The sequence below is a fragment of the Streptomyces sp. NPDC058619 genome (genome assembly GCF_042717785.1).
Classification (GTDB): domain Bacteria; phylum Actinomycetota; class Actinomycetes; order Streptomycetales; family Streptomycetaceae; genus Streptomyces.
In genome coordinates this window covers 349622-365806 of record NZ_JBHXQN010000002.1, presented here as the reverse complement: position 1 = coordinate 365806, position 16185 = coordinate 349622, and the positions used below count along the sequence as shown (strand labels likewise).

The 16185-nt window shown below is 73.5% G+C and carries 16 protein-coding genes, 1 pseudogene and 1 riboswitch; of the genes and pseudogenes, 9 read left to right on the top strand and 8 right to left on the bottom strand.

Annotation, left to right across the window (positions count from 1 at the left end; all coding sequences use genetic code 11):
• The first annotated feature begins 34 nt into the window (after nucleotides 1–34).
• On the top strand, nucleotides 35–1030 hold the full coding sequence (locus tag ACFWTC_RS03845) for a 2-hydroxyacid dehydrogenase (protein ID WP_383927890.1): 996 nt from the start codon (nucleotides 35–37) through the stop codon (nucleotides 1028–1030).
• Between the two features lie 132 nt (nucleotides 1031–1162).
• On the opposite strand, the pseudogene ACFWTC_RS03840 reads toward ACFWTC_RS03845, so the two are convergent.
• A pseudogene (locus ACFWTC_RS03840) lies at nucleotides 1163–1351 on the bottom strand (phenazine-specific anthranilate synthase component I); the annotation flags it as partial.
• Between the two features lie 394 nt (nucleotides 1352–1745).
• Between ACFWTC_RS03840 and ACFWTC_RS03835 the strand changes: the two are divergent.
• Together ACFWTC_RS03835 and ACFWTC_RS03830 are read left to right on the top strand one after the other, a co-directional pair.
• The gene (locus ACFWTC_RS03835) at nucleotides 1746–3101 is read left to right on the top strand and encodes a class II 3-deoxy-7-phosphoheptulonate synthase (RefSeq protein WP_383927893.1); all 1356 of its coding nucleotides are present in this window, start codon (nucleotides 1746–1748) and stop codon (nucleotides 3099–3101) included.
• Between the two features lie 172 nt (nucleotides 3102–3273).
• Nucleotides 3274–3531, top strand: coding sequence for a bacterioferritin-associated ferredoxin (locus tag ACFWTC_RS03830; protein ID WP_383927896.1), 258 nt, complete (start codon nucleotides 3274–3276; stop codon nucleotides 3529–3531).
• A gap of 19 nt (nucleotides 3532–3550) precedes the next feature.
• On the opposite strand, the gene bfr is transcribed toward ACFWTC_RS03830, so the two are convergent.
• On the bottom strand, nucleotides 3551–4027 hold the full coding sequence (gene bfr / locus ACFWTC_RS03825; protein WP_383927899.1) for a bacterioferritin: 477 nt from the start codon (nucleotides 4025–4027) through the stop codon (nucleotides 3551–3553).
• A 173-nt stretch (nucleotides 4028–4200) separates the two neighbouring features.
• Here bfr and ACFWTC_RS03820 point away from each other — a divergent pair, with 173 nt between their 5' ends.
• Nucleotides 4201–4833, top strand: coding sequence for a sulfite oxidase-like oxidoreductase (locus tag ACFWTC_RS03820; RefSeq protein ID WP_383927902.1), 633 nt, complete (start codon nucleotides 4201–4203; stop codon nucleotides 4831–4833).
• Between the two features lie 155 nt (nucleotides 4834–4988).
• Here ACFWTC_RS03820 and ACFWTC_RS03815 read toward each other — a convergent pair whose 3' ends face one another.
• The 5 genes from ACFWTC_RS03815 to thiO all read right to left on the bottom strand — a co-directional run bounded on the left by ACFWTC_RS03815 (nucleotide 4989) and on the right by thiO (nucleotide 10189).
• A complete protein-coding gene (locus ACFWTC_RS03815) occupies nucleotides 4989–5846 on the bottom strand; it encodes a deoxyribonuclease IV (protein WP_383927973.1) in 858 nt (285 codons plus the stop codon).
• Nucleotides 5847–5894: 48 nt separating this feature from the next.
• A complete protein-coding gene (gene pknB, locus ACFWTC_RS03810) occupies nucleotides 5895–7808 on the bottom strand; it encodes a Stk1 family PASTA domain-containing Ser/Thr kinase (protein WP_383927905.1) in 1914 nt (637 codons plus the stop codon).
• A 205-nt stretch (nucleotides 7809–8013) separates the two neighbouring features.
• Nucleotides 8014–8808, bottom strand: a complete 795-nt coding sequence (locus tag ACFWTC_RS03805) for a thiazole synthase (protein WP_383927908.1) — start codon at nucleotides 8806–8808, stop codon at nucleotides 8014–8016.
• A 5-nt stretch (nucleotides 8809–8813) separates the two neighbouring features.
• The gene (thiS, locus tag ACFWTC_RS03800) at nucleotides 8814–9014 is read right to left on the bottom strand and encodes a sulfur carrier protein ThiS (protein ID WP_383927911.1); all 201 of its coding nucleotides are present in this window, start codon (nucleotides 9012–9014) and stop codon (nucleotides 8814–8816) included.
• On the bottom strand, nucleotides 9011–10189 hold the full coding sequence (gene thiO, locus ACFWTC_RS03795; protein WP_383927914.1) for a glycine oxidase ThiO: 1179 nt from the start codon (nucleotides 10187–10189) through the stop codon (nucleotides 9011–9013). Before thiO ends, thiS begins: the two co-directional genes overlap by 4 nt.
• Nucleotides 10187–10299: riboswitch (TPP riboswitch) on the bottom strand. It overlaps the preceding gene by 3 nt.
• Nucleotides 10300–10380: 81 nt before the next feature.
• Here thiO and ACFWTC_RS03790 point away from each other — a divergent pair.
• From ACFWTC_RS03790 to ACFWTC_RS03770, 5 genes are all read left to right on the top strand, one after another.
• Nucleotides 10381–11601: an NAD(P)/FAD-dependent oxidoreductase gene (locus tag ACFWTC_RS03790; protein ID WP_384025733.1), complete on the top strand. Its 1221-nt coding sequence runs from the start codon at nucleotides 10381–10383 to the stop codon at nucleotides 11599–11601.
• 71 nt (nucleotides 11602–11672) lie between these two features.
• A complete protein-coding gene (locus ACFWTC_RS03785) occupies nucleotides 11673–12038 on the top strand; it encodes an Rv2175c family DNA-binding protein (protein ID WP_383927920.1) in 366 nt (121 codons plus the stop codon).
• Between the two features lie 81 nt (nucleotides 12039–12119).
• Nucleotides 12120–12755 (top strand): thiamine phosphate synthase, encoded by a 636-nt coding sequence (gene thiE, locus ACFWTC_RS03780; RefSeq protein ID WP_384025730.1) that lies wholly within the window; start codon nucleotides 12120–12122, stop codon nucleotides 12753–12755.
• A gap of 77 nt (nucleotides 12756–12832) precedes the next feature.
• Nucleotides 12833–13747 carry a methylenetetrahydrofolate reductase [NAD(P)H] gene (metF, locus tag ACFWTC_RS03775; protein ID WP_383927926.1) on the top strand — a complete coding sequence of 305 codons (915 nt, stop codon included), beginning with the start codon at nucleotides 12833–12835 and terminating at the stop codon, nucleotides 13745–13747.
• 55 nt (nucleotides 13748–13802) lie between these two features.
• The gene (locus ACFWTC_RS03770; protein WP_384025787.1) at nucleotides 13803–14693 is read left to right on the top strand and encodes a hypothetical protein; all 891 of its coding nucleotides are present in this window, start codon (nucleotides 13803–13805) and stop codon (nucleotides 14691–14693) included.
• A 45-nt stretch (nucleotides 14694–14738) separates the two neighbouring features.
• Here the strand turns inward: ACFWTC_RS03770 and ACFWTC_RS03765 are convergent, their stop codons facing one another.
• Complete coding sequence (locus tag ACFWTC_RS03765; protein ID WP_384025727.1) at nucleotides 14739–16166, bottom strand: phytoene desaturase family protein; 1428 nt, start codon at nucleotides 16164–16166, stop codon at nucleotides 14739–14741.
• Nucleotides 16167–16185: the final 19 nt, after the last annotated feature.

Below are 16185 nucleotides of genomic sequence, written 5' to 3'. Positions count from 1 at the left end.
CAAACGGCCCATGATTCGACGTACGGGAGCAAGCGTGGAGATCCTGGCATTCGGTGTGACCGCCGACGAGAGGCCGCTCCTGGAGCGCGCCTTCGCGGGGCAGCACGAGGTCCGCTGCCTCGACGTCTTCCTCAGCGAGGACACCGCGCCCATCGCGGCGGGGTACGAGGTCATCTCCTCCAGCGTGAACGCCGACCTGAACGGCCGGGTGCTGCGGACCCTGGCGGCGGGCGGGACGAAGCAGATCGCCCAGCGGTCCACCGGCTTCAACAACATCGACCTCGACGTCGCGCTGCAGCTGGGCATGACGGTGAGCCGCGTCTCGTACTACTCCCCGTACTCGGTGGCCGAGTTCGCCTGGACGCTGGCGATGGCCGTGAACCGCCGGATCGTCCGGGCCTCCATCCGGACCCGGGACTTCGACTTCCGGCTGAACGGGCTGATGGGCCGGGACCTGCACGGCCGTACGGTGGGCGTCCTCGGCACCGGCAAGATCGGGGAGGCGTTCACCCGGATCGCGCACGGCTTCGGGATGAACCTGCTCGGCTGGGACGTGGCGCGCAACCCCGCGTGCGTCGAGCTCGGCATGAAGTACGTCGAGAAGGAGGAGCTGCTCGCCTCCTCCGACCTGGTCAGCCTGCACGTGCCCCTGCTGGACGCCACCCACCACATCATCGACGCGGACGCGCTGCGGATGATGCGCGACGACGCGATCCTGGTGAACTCCAGCCGGGGCGGGCTGATCGACACGGACGCGCTGGTCACGGAGTTGCGCGCGGGCCGCTTCGCGGGCGTGGGGCTCGACGTGTACGAGGCCGAGGCGGGGGTCTTCTTCCTGGACAAGTCCCTGGAGGCGGTGGAGGACGACACGCTCGCCCGGCTCGTCACGTTCCCGCACGTGCTGGTGACCTCGCACCAGGCGTACTACACGAGCGACGCGGTGGGGCAGATCATCGACACCACCGTCGCCAACGTGGCCGACCACCTGGCGGGCCGCCGCTCGGAGAACACCCTCGTCGCCCCGTACTGACCGGTGTCCCGCCGCGGCGGGACACCGGCGGGTACCACCTCGCCCGCCGGGTCGGAGTGGCGCACCAGCGTCGCCCCGACCGGCACCCGTACCGTGCCGTCGGCGGGGATGTCGGCGGCAGCCGCCGGAACAGCCGCGCTCCCGGATCTGGCGGAAGGGGACGAGGGCGAGGGAGGGGAGCGTGCGCACCGGAAGGTCGGCGAGGCGGTCGACCTCGTGGACCGGGCCGAGGAGCACCTCGACGGTGTCGTGGTCGCGGCCCGGGGTCCGGCGCCTGAGCAGGGCGAAGGGCGGGCCGGAGGCGTCGAGCAGCCGGTCGAGGCCGAACGGGTCGGGGCCGGGGCCGTGGGGAGACCGGACCGGTCGGGGGCGGACCGGCGGGGGGCGGACCGGCGGAAGTCGGGTCGGCTGGGTTCCATGGCGGGGTGTCCTTCCGGTGGGCTTCCGGGAGAGGGAAGGCCCGCGTCCGCGGAACGCGGAAGGCCGCCCCTCGGGGCGGCCTTCCGCGTCGATCGCGTCGTCTCAGGTACGCGCGAGAAGTGGGCCGCCGGGAGCGGGCCACCACCAGTTCTGGTTCGCGAGTGCGTACATGCGAGGACCCTCACCCACCCCCTGCGGCGGAGGCGAAGAGTCCGCCTCCCGCCGTGTCCGGATATCCGTCTCACGTTGTGGTCGGCGGGCCGGACGCGCCGTAGGACGCCGTAATGTGTACGGGGTGACCGTGAACGCTGAACCCCAAGCCCCCGCCGCCAAGGCGACCTGGCGAGACCTTCCCGCGGCGCAGCAGCCTTCGTACCCCGATGCCGAGGCCCTGCGCGCTGTCGTCGCGGACCTCGAGTCGTATCCTCCCCTCGTCTTCGCGGGTGAGTGCGACCAGCTGCGCGCCCGTCTGGGAGCCGTCGCCAAGGGCGAGGCGTTCCTACTGCAGGGCGGCGACTGCGCAGAGGCCTTCGACGCCGTGTCCGCCGACCACATCCGCGCCAAGCTGAAGACGCTGCTCCAGATGAGCGCCGTCCTGACGTACGCGGCCTCCGTGCCCGTCGTCAAGGTCGGCCGCATCGCGGGGCAGTACTCCAAGCCGCGCTCCAAGGACACCGAGACCCGCGACGGCATCACCCTGCCGACCTACCGCGGCGACTCCGTCAACGGCTTCGCCTTCACCGAAAAGGACCGGATCCCGGACCCCGACCGGCTGAAGCGCATGTACCACGCGTCGGCCTCGACGCTGAACCTGGTGCGCGCCTTCACCACCGGCGGTTACGCCGACCTGCGCCAGGTGCACGCCTGGAACCAGGACTTCGTGCGGTCCTCACCGTCCGGACAGCGCTACGAGCAGCTCGCGCGGGAGATCGACAACGCGCTGAACTTCATGAAGGCCTGTGGCACCGACCCGGCGGAGTTCAAGGCCGTCGAGTTCTACGCCTCGCACGAGGCGCTGCTGCTCGCCTACGAGGGCGCGCTGACCCGCACGGACTCGCGGACCGGCCGGCTGTACGACACCTCGGGCCACATGGTCTGGATCGGTGAGCGCACCCGCCAGCTGGACCACGCGCACATCGAGTTCTGCTCGCAGATCGCCAACCCGATCGGCATCAAGCTCGGCCCCACCACGACGGTCGACGAGGCGCTGACGTACGTGGACCGCCTGGACCCGGACCGCGAGCCGGGCCGGCTGACGTTCGTCGTCCGCATGGGCGCCGACAAGGTCCGCGACAAGCTCCCCGCGCTGGTCGAGAAGGTCACCGCCTCCGGCGCGACCGTCGCCTGGGTCACCGACCCGATGCACGGCAACACCTTCGAGGCGGCCTCGGGCCACAAGACGCGCCGTTTCGACGACGTGCTCGACGAGGTCAAGGGCTTCTTCGAGGTCCACAAGGCCCTGGGCACCCACCCGGGCGGCATCCACGTCGAGCTCACCGGTGACGACGTCACCGAGTGCGTGGGCGGCGGCGACGAGATCTTCGTCGACGACCTGCACCAGCGCTACGAGACGGCCTGCGACCCGCGGCTCAACCGCAGCCAGTCCCTGGACCTGGCGTTCCTGGTCGCCGAGATGTACCGGGACCAGTAGACCGAGCGGATCAGTACGTCATTTCGTACGAGGATGGGGCGCGGATCGATGTGATCCGCGCCCCATCGTCATGCCGGGGGCTTTTAGGGTTGCCTAACTTTGGGTACGGTTAGGTAAGCCTCACCGAACAGGGGATGGCCGCCGAACCACTCCGTTCAGGGAGGTGAACCGCGTGTACGTCTGCTCTTGCTTCGGGATCACCGACAAGCAGGTCAAGGACCACGCGGCGGCCGGGGCCTGCACCCCGCGCCAGATCGCCTCGGCCACCAAGGCCGGCACCGACTGCGGCTCCTGCGTGCGCACCATCCAGGGCATGCTCGGACGCGGCGCGTGCCCGCGCCGGGACCTGCTGGAGAAGGGCAACGCGGCGGCCGTGCTCGCCGCCGACGTGGAGCCGGCGCTCGCGCCGAACCTCGTGGAAGCCGCCTAGCATTCCGTAAGGCCGCAGGTCAGCTGGGCTGCTCGATGAGCTGCGCGATGTAGAGCGGCTCGCCCAGGGACTCGATGAGCTCCAGCTGGGTGTCGAGGTAGTCGATGTGGTGCTCCTCGTCCTCCAGGATGTCCTCGAAGAGACGGGCGGACGTGATGTCGCCCTTCCCGCGCATGACCTCGATGCCGCGCTTGAGGCGGTCGATCGCCTCGACCTCGACCTGGCGGTCCGCCTGGAACATCTCCGTGACCGTCTGCCCGACGCGCACGTGGAAGAGGCGCTGGTAGTTCGGCAGGCCGTCGAGCATCAGGATGCGCTCGGTGATCTTGTCCGCGTGCTTCATCTCGTCGATGGATTCTTCACGCGTGTACTTGGCGAGCTTGGTCCAGCCCTTGTTTTCCTGGATGCGGTAGTGCAGCCAGTACTGGTTGATGGCCGTCAGCTCACCGGTCAGCTGCTCGTTCAGAAACTCAAGGACCTCGGGGTCGCCCTGCATCGCAGAGGCTCCTTCCAGGCAGTGTCAACTATGTGACGGGGCAGGTGCGCGCATCCTTGCACCGCTGCCGGAGGCAGTCCAGTAAGTGCCTCCTTAGTGGGAGTTGCCGCGACTTGCCCGAATCGGGCCAGACCTGGTCATGACCACCCTGTCCCGTCTGTCACCATGGAGACATGGGTCAGCCGGAAAGCCGGGAATCTCCGGGAGCAGAGCAGTCGGAGCTTCCACCGGGGCAGCGGTTGCAGCGGGGCTGGCCGGTCACCCACTACGGCCCCGTACCCAAGTTCAAGCCGGACCGCTGGGAGTTCCGCGTCTTCGGCGCGACGGCCGACGGTGACAAGCACTGCTGGAACCACGAGGAGTTCGCGGCCCTGCCGTTCGACTCGGTCGTGGCGGACCTGCACTGCGTCACGAAGTTCAGCATGCTGGGCGCCGAATGGGGCGGGGTGCTGACCCGTACGATCCTCGATCTGGCGCCCCCGGCGCCGCAGGTCACGCACGTGATGGTGTGGGCCGAGTACGGCTTCAGCTCGAACATGCGGCTGGCCGACTTCGCCTCCGACCGGACCGTCTTCGCCACCCATCAGGGCGGTGAACTCCTCACCGCCGAGCACGGGTTCCCGCTGCGGCTGGTGGTTCCGCACCTGTACGCCTGGAAGGGCCCCAAGTGGGTCCGCGGCATCGAGTACATGACCGCCGACCGGCGGGGCTTCTGGGAGGAACGGGGCTACCACAACATCGGCGACCCCTGGCGCGAGCAGCGCTACTCCTACCAGGAGGAGCCGGGGGACGGCCCCGAGCTGTAGCGGGCTCCACCCTCAGTGGCGGTAGCGGTGGACGACCGCGTGACCCTTGCCGCGGCCGGCACGGACTCCGCGAGGTGGGCGTCCCCCACCCCGGGCCACAGCGCGATCACGCCGTTGTCGATCAGCTTCTGGATGTTCCCGCGCGGGCCCGCCGATCACCCCGACCCGCGGAGCTCCTTCAGCAGCGCCACGTCCGCCGCATGCCCTTCCGGGCCGCCCGGCGTCTCGGTGATCAGCGGTACGCCCGCCATCGCGGGGTGCGTGAACAGCTCCGCGAAGGCCTCCCGGCCGATGTGGCCGCGGCCGATGTTGGCGTGCCGGTCCCGGTGCGCGCCGACGGCCGCCTCCGAGTCGTTCGCGTGCACCAGCTTCAGCCGGCCCTCACCCACCGTGTCCACCAGCAGGTCCAGCGTCAGCTTCGTCCCGCCGGGCTCCGCCAGGTCGTGCCCGGCCGCGAAGACGTGGCAGGTGTCCAGGCAGATCCCCAGCATCGGGTGCCGGTCCAGCGCCTCGAAGTACGGGCCGAACTCCTCGGCCGTCGAGCACAGCGAGGAGCCCTGCCCGGCCGTGGACTCCAGCAGCAGGAACGGGTCGTCCTCGTGCGTCAGCTCGTCGAGCAGCGGCAGCATGTGCTCCCTGATCTGCGCGTACGCCGCCTCGCGCGGGCGGCCCCCGGTGGCCGATCCGGTGTGCACCACGACCCCGAGCGCGCCGATCTCCCGGCCGCGCCGCAGCGAGTGGCGCAGGGACTCCACCGACTTCTCCACGGTCGCCGCGTTGTGCGACCCGAAGTTGATCAGGTACGGGGCGTGCACGTACGCCGGGATCGACCCGGCCGCGCACGCGGCGCGGAACCGCTCGTCCTGCACCGGGTTGCCGGTCGGGGTGGCCCAGCCGCGCGGGTTGGCGACGAAGACCTGCACCGCCTCGGCGCCCATCTCGCGCGCGTAGGCGAGCCCCACCTTGGCGAGGCCGCCGGCGACCGGGACGTGCCCGCCCACCGGGTTGCGCAGGGCGGCGCGGCCCGCCCCGTCCTCGTGCGTCACGTGCTCCACGTACCCCTACAGCCCCTTGGTCCGGATGGTGATGGTGCTGCCCTCGGGGGCGTTCTGGCCGGCGTCCACCGACTGGAGCGCCACCGTGTTGCTGAAGGAGAAGATGGGCCGCTCCACCCGCACCTTGAAGCCCGCGCCCTCCAGGGTCCGGCGGGCCGCGTCCACGTTCTGGCCGGTCACGTCCGGCACCGGGAGCTGGCGGGGGCCCTTGGAGACGGTCAGGGTGACGACGTCCCCGGCCGCGGCCTGGGTGCCGGCGCCGGCCGACTGGCCGGCGACCGTACCGGGCGGGAGGGGGGAGTTGACCTGCTCGTCGGCCGCGGCCGACCGCAGCCCGGCGCCCTCCAGGGCGGTCCGCGCCTGTTCGAGGGGCAGGCCGGCCACGCTCGGCACCTCCACCGGGCGGCCCTTGCTGACCACCAGCGCGACCGCCGTGTCGGGGGCCCGCCGCTCGCCGCCCGCCGGGTCCGAGGCGATGACGGAGCCCTGCGCGACGTCCTGGCTGAAGGCCTGGGCGACGACACCGGGGGCCAGACCGGCCCGGGTCAGCTCGGCCTTGGCCTGCTCCAGCGTCCGGCCCTTCAGGTTGGGCACCGACACGACCTCCGGGCCGCGGGAGACGGTGAGCGTCACCGCGCCGTTGCCGCGGATGCGCCGGCCGCCCGCGGGATCGGAGTTCATGACCGTCCCGCGGTCGAAGACGTCGCTGAACTTCCGGTCGACGCGCTTCACGCCGAGTCCGGCCGCCGACAGCTGCGCCTTGGCCTGCTGCTCGCTCTTGCCGAGGACGTTGGGGACCTGGGTGAACTGGCCCGCGTTGATGTACCAGACGCCCGTGCCGAGGCCGAGCGCGAGCAGCACCCCGGCGATGACGAGGAGCGTCCCGCGGCGCGGGCCCCGGCGCTGGCGCCGTTCGGGCCGGCGCGGGGCGAGCGGGGGCGCCGGGCTCTCCAGCCGCGAGGTGCGGTCCGCGGGCCGCGGCGCGTCCACCGGGCGGGCGATCACGCCGGTGCGGTCCTCGGCGGCCGACCGGCCCTCGGGGCGGGCCCGCGGCGGCAGGGCGTCCAGTTCGGCGTCGCTGAGCCGGGCCCGGGTCTCGCGGGCCAGCCCCAGCAGGGACACCGCGTCGTAGGGCCGCAGCTCCGGATTGCGGGCGGCGGCCTGCGCGACGAGCTCGTCGAGCCCGACGGGAAGCCCGGGTACGGAGGCCGAGGGCGGCGGGACGTCCTCGTGGAGGTGCAGGTAGAGCACCTGCGCGGGGGTGGCGCCGACGTGGGGCTTGGCGCCGGTGAGCATCTCGTACAGGACGACACCGCAGGCGTAGACGTCCACGCGGGTGTCGGTGACGCCGTTCTCGATCTGCTCGGGCGCCAGGTACGAGACGGTGCCGAGGACGGAGCCGGTGGTGCTGGTGACGGCGTCGACACTGCGGACCAGGCCGAAGTCGGCGACCTTGACCCGGCCGTCGTCGCCGATCAGGACGTTCTCCGGCTTCATGTCGCGGTGGACGAACCCGGCCCGGTGCGCGGCGCCGAGCGCGGCGAGGACCGGTTCGAAGATGTCGAGCGCGGCCCGCGGCTGGAGGGCGCCGCGCTCGCGCAGCACGTCGCGCAGGGTGCAGCCGGAGACGTACTCCATGGCCAGGTAGACGTACGGCCCGTCCGTGCCCTGGTCGAAGACGGCCACCACGTTCGGGTGCGCGAGGCGCGCCACGGACTTCGCCTCCCGGATGAACCGGTCGACGAAGGCACCGTCCTCGGCGAGCTGCGGATGCATCACCTTCAGGGCGAGGATGCGGTCGAGGCGGGTGTCGACGGCCCGGTAGACCGTGGCCATGCCACCGGCCGCGATGCGCGCGTCGATGCGGTAGCGGCCGTCGAGTACGCGCCCGACGAGAGGGTCATCCAGGGTCGTGTCCACGCGCCGAGTGTACGAGCGGCGCGCGGTTGCCCGGGCCGCCCGGGGCGGCTTGCAGCCCAGCTGTGACGGATCCGACTGCGGTCCGTCGCCGGGTGTGAGCCCACGGCTACGGAGTCGCGCACCGCCGCGGGGCCGGCAGCCACCGGGCGGGCGCGGCACGGCCGCGGGGCCGCGCCGCCCGTACCGGCCGCGACGAGGCGCCCGGTCAGAAGGCCGGGCGCTCCGGGTCGAGGGCGGCGCGGCCCTCCGCGGGGGACGAGGCCTCGGCGAAGCGGCGCTGCGGGATTCGGCCCGCCCGGCGGGCCAGGCGCCCCGCCGACACCGCGTCCCGCATGGCCGCGGCCATCAGCACCGGCTCCTGCGCCCGTGTCACGGCGGAGGCGAGCATCACCGCGGCGCAGCCCAGTTCCATCGCCAGCGCGACGTCGGACGCCGTGCCGGCGCCCGCGTCCAGGATCACCGGGACCCCGGCCCGCTCGGTGATCAGCTCGAAGTTGTGCGGGTTGCGGATGCCCATCCCGGAGCCGATGGGGGAGCCCAGCGGCATGATCGCCGCGCAGCCCGCGTCCTCCAGCTTCCGTGCCAGCACCGGGTCGTCGTTCGTATACGGAAGGACCGTGAAGCCCTCGTCGACCAGGATCTCGGCGGCGTCCAGCAGCTCGATCCCGTCGGGCAGCAGCGTCCGTTCGTCCGCCACCACCTCCAGCTTGATCCAGTCCGTGCCGAGCGCCTCGCGCGCCAGCCGGGCCGTCAGCACGGCCTCGCCCGCCGTGAAGCAGCCCGCCGTGTTCGGCAGCACCGCGATGCCCAGCCCGGCCAGCACCGACAGGACGGAGCCCTGGACGGTCGGGTCGAGGCGGCGCATCGCCACCGTCGTGAGCTCGGTGCCGGACGCGACGAGCGCGCGTTCCAGGACGTCCAGGCTCGGGGCTCCGCCCGTGCCCATGATCAGGCGGGAGGAGAAGGTCCGGCCGCCGAGGGTGAACAGGTCGTCAGCCATGCCGCTCAGCCCCCCTGGACCGCGGTGAGGATCTCGACCCGGTCGCCGTCGCCCACCGGGGTGGCCGTCCACTGCCCGCGCGGGACCACGGTCTCGTTGAGCGCGGCCGCCACCCCGGAGGGGGCGGCCGTCAGGATGGCGACCACCGCGTCGAGGGTGGTGCCGGCCGCGACCTCGCGCGGCTCGCCGTTGACGGAGATGGTCATGCGTACGACTCCTGACGTGCGGCGGAGAACCGGCGGGGGCTGAAGGGGCGCGCGACCGGGGGCAGTTCGCCCGTGGCCAGCAGCTCCGCCATCACGTCGCCGGTGAGGGGGGTCAGCAGCACCCCGTTGCGGTAGTGCCCGGTGGCCAGGTGCAGCCCCGGCAGATCGGTGGGGCCGAGCAGCGGGGCGTTGTCCGGGGAACCGGGCCGCAGCCCCGCGCGGGTCTCGGTGAGCGGCAGCTCGGTGATGCCGGGCACCAGCTCGTGGGCGTCGCGCAGGAGCTCGTAGACCCCGCCGGCGGTGACGGTGGTGTCCCAGCCCAGTTCCTCGCTGGTGGCGCCGATGACCAGCTCGCCGTTCTCGCGCGGCACCAGGTAGACGTGGCTGCCGCGGACGACCGCCCGTACGGTCCGGGACAGGAACGCCCCGTACACCGCGGGCACCGTGAGCCGCAGCACCTGTCCCTTGACGGGCCGCACGGGGGCCGTGACCTCCGCCGGCACGCCCTCCAGCCGGCCGCTGAACGAGCCCGCCGCCAGGACCACCTGGTCGGCGAGGAGCTCCGTGCCGTCGTCGAGCACGGCGCCCGTCGCCCGGTCGGCGCCGACCAGCAGCCGCTCGGCCCGCGCCCGGTGGACGGCCACCCCGGCCCGCTCGCAGGCGGCCAGCAGTGCGGCCGCCAGCCGGCGCGGATCGACCTGGTGGTCGCCGTCCACGCGCAGGCCGCCGCGTACGCCGGGGGCCAGCATCGGCTCCAGGCGGCGGCACTCGCGTCCGGTGAGCCACTGCGACTCCAGGCCGCAGCGGAGCTGCAGGGCGTGCAGCTCGCGCAGGTGGAGCCGGTCGTCGGAGTCGAGCGCGACGGCGAGGGTGCCGCAGGCCCGGTAGCCGATGTCCAGGCCGCCGCTCGCCTCGGCCAGTTCGGCCGCGAACTCCGGATAGCGGGCGGCGGAGGCGAGCCCGAGGCCCAGCAGCGCCTCCTCGCCGTAGTGCAGCTCGGTGACGGGGGCGAGCATGCCCGCCGCGACCTGGGCCGCGCCGCCGCCGGGCGCCGGGTCGGCGAGCACGGTGGCGAGGCCGCGGCGGGCCGCCCGCCAGGCGGTGACGAGTCCGATGACGCCGCCCCCGATGACGAGGACGTCGGATCCCTTCCGGGACGTTCGAGATGAGTGCATGGGCGTCCAGCCCCTCCCTTCGCCGGCATGACCCGGATCAGGTTCGTACGGTCGGAGGCCGCCCAGCCTCCCTCTCAGCCCGGTGCGCCCGGACTCCCGCGATAGGTACGCCTGCCAGACTAACCCCGGGCCGGACGGCGGGTAAGGCGGCACCTGTTCCTGATGGGCCGTCAGAAGATTAGGCTGGCCGCGTGAGCGAGCAGACGGAACAGACACAGAGCGGCGTCGTCATCGTCGGCGCCGGAATGGCCGGCGTGCAGACCGCGGTCGCCCTGCGGGATCAGGGCTTCACCGGCCCCGTGACCCTGCTGGGGGCCGAGCCCCACCAGCCCTACGACCGCCCCCCGCTGTCCAAGGCGGTCCTGCTTGGCAAGGCCGAGGACTCCGCCTTCGACGTCGACTTCGAAGGGCTCGGCATCCGGCTCGCGCTCGGCACCGAGGTCACCGGGCTGCGGGCCGCCGACCGCGAACTGGACACCGGGTCGGGCCCCGTCCCGTACGACACCCTCGTGCTGGCGACCGGCGCCGTCCCGCTGACCCTGCCCGGCACCGAGGGCGTCCCCGGCGTGCACCTGCTGCGCACCCTCGACGACGCCGCCCGCCTGCGGCCCGTCCTGGCCGCCGCCGACCGCGCGGTCGTCGTCGGGGCCGGCTGGATCGGCGCCGAGTTCGCCACCGCCGCCCGCGGGGCCGGCTGCGCGGTGACCGTGGTCGAGGCGGCGGACCGGGTCCTGGCCGGAGCCCTGCCCGCCGAGGTCGCCGCACCGATGGCCCGCTGGTACGAGGAGGCCGGCGCCGAGCTGCTCACCGGCGCCCGCGTCGCCGGGATCGAGGGGGGCCGGGTCCTGCTGGCGGACGGCCGCAGCCTGCCGGCCGGCGCGGTGGTCGTGGGCATCGGCGCCCGCCCGGCCACCGGGTGGCTGGCCGGAAGCGGGGTCGAACTGGGCCCCGACGGCTCGGTCACCGCCGACGCCCACCTGCGCACCTCCCTGCCCGGGGTCTACGCGGTCGGCGACTGCGCCTCCTTCCCCTCCGCGCGCTACGGCACCCGCCTCCTCGTCCACCATTGGGACAACGCCCTCCAGGGCCCCCGGGCCGTCGCGGCGAACGTCCTGGCGGGGGAGCCGGCCCAGGTCTACGACCCGGTCCCGTACTTCTGGTCGGAGCAGTTCGGCCGGTTCGTCCAGTACGCGGGCCACCACGCCGGCGCCGACACCCTGCTCTGGCGCGGCGACCCGGCCGCACCCGCCTGGTCGGTGTGCTGGCTGCGCGACGGCGCCCTGGTGGCCGTCCTGGCCGTGGGCCGCCCGCGCGACCTCGCGCAGGGCCGCAGGCTCATCGAGTCGGGCACCGTGCTCGACCCCGACCGGGTCGCCGATCCGGCCGTCCCGCTGAAGTCGACGGCCCGCTAGCGGGCGGCGCCGGTACCCGTTCGGGGCCGCTCGGGTACCGGCCGCCAGTCCGAGGTGGCAGGCTTGTACCCGTGACCGAGATTGACGCAAAGATCGATGCCCTTGTTCCCGCCTGGCTGTACCTCCCCGACATCGCGGAGAAGCTCGACATCGAGGTGACCCGGGTCCGCCAGATGGTCAAGGAAGGGCAGCTGATCGCCGTGCGCCGGGGCGAGAACCGCTCCCTGCAGGTGCCGGCCCCCTTCATCGACGGCGACAAGGTCGTCAAGGGCCTCGTGGGCCTCCTGACCGTGCTGCGCGACGACCGCTTCTCCGAGGAGGAGATCCTGGAGTGGCTCTTCACCGAGGACCCGACCCTGCCCGGCACCCCCGTGCAGGCGCTGAGCGAGAATCGCGGCACGGAGGTGAAGCGCCGCGCTCAGGCGCTCGCCCTCTGACCTGAACCGCATCCGCTCCACCGCGGCGTACGGGCCCCGTGAGGCCGCCCGTACGCCGCTTTCATCACGGGGGGTACACCCATGCAGCTGTCCGACGCCCGGCTCTACCTGTGCACGGACGCCCGCAAGCGGCAGGGAGACCTCCCGGAGTTCCTCGACGCCGTCCTGGCCGGGGGCGTGGACATCGTCCAGCTCCGGGACAAGGGCATGGAGGCCGGCGAGGAACTCGACCACCTGCGGGTGTTCGCCGAAGCCGCGCGCCGCCACGGCAAGCTCCTCGCCGTCAACGACCGCGCCGACGTCGCGCACGCCATCGGCTCCGACGTCCTGCACCTCGGCCAGGGCGACATCCCCGTACCCGCGGCCCGCGCCGTCCTCGGCGGGCAGGTGCTGATCGGCCGCTCCTGCCACGCCGAGTCCGAGGTGGGCGCGGCCGCCGCCGAGCCCGGCGTGGACTACTTCTGCACCGGCCCCTGCTGGCCCACCCCCACCAAGCCCGGCCGGCTCGCCCCCGGCCTCGGGCTCGTCCGGTACGCGGCCTCCCTGGAGCAGGACCGGCCCTGGTTCGCCATCGGCGGCATCGACCGCACCAATCTGGACGAGGTGCTGGACGCCGGGGCCACCCGTGTCGTCGTCGTCCGCGCCCTCACCGAGGCGTCCGACCCCGGTGCGGCCGCCGCGGAGCTCGCGAAGCGGGTCCGCGCCCGCCTGGGCTGACCGGCCGCGTGTCCAAAAACATGTCCAAAAGACGGACACCGCTTCGGAGTGCGCCGCAGCGCGTCTAACCTGCGGGTATGGCCTCTGGTACCGCTTCCACCTGGTCGGACCGCGCACACACGGTCCGCGAGCTCATCGCGTCCGGGCGCTCGTACTCCTTCGAGTTCTGGGCCCCGAAGACGGAGAAGGGCGAGCGCAACCTCTGGAACGCGCTGCGCCGGGTCGAGGCGGTCGGTCCGAGCTTCGTCTCCGTCACGTACGGGGCCGGCGGCTCCACCCGGGGCGGCACCGTCCGCGCCACCCAGCAGATCGCCGCGGACACCACCCTGACCCCCGTCGCCCACCTCACCGCCGTCGACCACTCGGTGGCCGAGCTGCGCAACGTCATCGGGCAGTTCGCCGACGCGGGCATCCGGAACATGCTGGTCGTGCGCGGAGACCCGCCGGGCGACCCCATGGGCGAGTGGGTGGCGCACCCCGAGGGCGTGCACTACGCCGCCGACCTGGTCCGGCTGGTCAAGGAGTCGGGCGACTTCTGCGTCGGCGTCGCCGCCTTCCCCGAGATGCACCCGCGCTCGACCGACTGGGACACGGACATCCGGCACTTCGCGGACAAGTGCCGTGCGGGCGCCGACTACGCGATCACCCAGATGTTCTTCGATCCCGAGAACTACCTCCGACTGCGCGACAGCGTCGAGAAGGCGGGCTGCGAGACCCCGATCATCCCCGAGGTCATGCCTGTTGTGGGCATCAGGCAGCTCGACCGGCTGCCGCAGCTGAGCAACGCGCTCTTCCCCGCGGCCGTGAAAGAGCGCATGCTCGCGGTCAAGGACGACCCGGCCGCTGTACGCTCCATTGGCATCGAGTTCGCCACGGAGTTCTGCGCGCGGCTGCTGTCCGAGGGTGTCCCGGGGCTGCACTTCATCACGCTGAACAACTCCACGGCGACTCTCGAAATCTACGAGAACCTGGGCCTGCACCAGCGGGCCTGATCGGCGGGCCCCGTTTCCGGGCGGTCCGCCGCACCGAGAGGGGCCATGCGTGGGAATGACGGTCCTCTACATCGCGTTCGGCATCGTCGCGCTGTGGCTGCTTGCCGAGGTCCTGATGCAGAACAAGGCCCGGCTCCGCTGGCGCCTGCTCGCGTTCACCGGCTTCCTGGGCGTGGTCGCCGGAGTCGCCCTGCCGTCGGTGCTGGTCATCGGCGCGGGCGCCGCCGCGTTCGCCCTGGGGCAGATCCTGGTGACGCTCTCCTTCCGCAAGGGCTTCGTGGCCGGCTGGGCACTGCGCAGGCGCCGCCCGGAACCCGTACGGCCGTCCGGGCGGCGCAGGTCCGGCGCTCCCCGTCCGCAGCCGGCGCTCCAGGTCACCGCCCTGGAGTACGGCTCCGCGGACGAGTCCGCCGACGGGACCGCGGAGCAGAGCGCGCGGCAGCGCTCCGGATCCGGGGACGAGGACGTCTACAGCCCGGAGCCGGTCCCCGAGGACACCGGGTCCTACGGCATCCAGAGCTTCACGTCACCCGCCGGCGCGGACCGGACGGCCGCCTTCGCCTCGCCGTTCACCACCGCGGAGCAGGACGCCCACCAGTACGCCGCCTCGTACGACCCGGTGGGCCAGTCCGACGGCTACGGGTACGACTACTCCGGCGGCTACCAGACCGGCGGGCAGCAGCAGGTCTACGCCGCCTACTCGGACCCGTACATCGGCACCGGCGGCGCCGCCCCGGCGCAGGCGTACGACTACAGCGCCTACACCCCGTACCCCGACCAGGGGCAGCAGTACTCCATGGACACCCCGCCCGGCGGGGTCTGGGTCCCGCAGCAGCGGACCACCGACCCGGGGGACGGGCCCTACCCGGGCGAGGAGCAGGCCCAGCCGCTGCAGGAGTACCCCTACCCGCAGCAGGGCGGGGAGTACGGGCAGTACCGCTACTGATCCGCGGCCGCCCGGTCACGGGGAGCCCGGTCCCCGGGAGCCACGTCACTGGGAGCCGCGGAACTCGGCGCCCTCCACGATCAGTCCGGCCACCAGGGCCCCCGTCATGCCGGCGTGCGCCAGCCCGCCGCCGGGGTGCGTCCAGCCGCCCGCGAGGTACAGCCCGGGCACGGCCGTGGTGTTCGCCGGGTACAGCAGCCGGCCGCCGGCCCCCGCGAGGGCGGGCGGCGGCACCGAGCCGCCCCGCGCCCCCGTCGCCGCCTCGACGTCGGCCGGGGTGCGCACCTCCTGCCACAGCAGCCGCTCGCGCAGCTCCGGTACGGCCGCCACGGCCAGGTCCAGCAGATCCTCCGGCCGGGGAGCCGCGCCCTCGCCCCCGGCGGGGCACACGGCGGTCACGGTGACCGCCTCGTGGTCCGCGTCGGGCCGGGTCGCCGGGTCGTCCGGCCGCAGTACCGTGGCGAGCAGCCCGGGGGAGTGCACGAGGGTGCGGTGGACCGCGTCCGCGGGGCGGGCGCCGCGCAGGGCGAGCAGGAGCGTCAGCCGGCTGGGCACGCCCTCCCCGCGGGCGGGCACCGCCTGCGGCGGCCGGGGCAGGGAACGCTCCGGGAGCAGCCTCGGGTCGACCGCGCACACCACGGAGTCGGCGGCCGCCTCGGTACCGTCCGCCAGCAGCAGCCCCGCCGCGCGGCCGCCGCGCACCAGGACCTCGCGGACCTCCGCCCCGAAGACGAACTCCACCTTCCGCTCGCGGCAGCGCTCGTACACGGCGGTGGCCAGGGCCCGCATCCCGCCGCGGACGTACCAGCTGCCGAACGTCTGCTCCATGTAGGGCAGTACGGCCGCCGAGCCGGGTGCCCCACCGGGATCGACCCCGTACGAGGCCACCAGCCCGGTCAGCAGCTCGCCCAGCCCGCCGCCGAGCTCGCGCCCGGCCACCTCGGCCAGGGTCGGCGGCCGGCGCCGCAGCAGGCCGCTCCTGCGCAGGGCGGGGTACGGGTCGGCGCCCAGGGCCTGCCGTCCGGCGCGCAGCGGTTCCTCCAGCAGCGGGCGGCGGGTGGCGTCCCAGGCGTCCCGGGCGCGGCCCAGCACGCCGTTCCAGCGCTCTCCCGCACCGGCGCCGAAGGCCCCGTCGAGGGCGGCCGCGACGCCGCCGCGCGAGGCGCCGGGCAGGGTGACGTCGATGCCGGAGGCGGGGATCAGGTGCCGGGCCGCGGGGTCGAGCTGGACCAGGTCGACGCAGGTCTCCAGCGGCCGCTTGCCGGTCTTCACGAACAGGTCGCGGTAGACGGCGGGCAGGTGCAGCAGGCCGGGCCCGGTGTCGAAGGCGAAGCCTTCGCGCTCGTGGCGCCCGACGGCTCCGCCGTACGTGGGGCCGCGCTCGTACACCGTCACCCGGTGCCCCGCCACGGCCAGCCGGGCCGCCGTCGCCATCGCGCCCATCCCGGCGCCGATCACCGCAATTCGTGCCATGCGGCCGAGCCTATCGAGC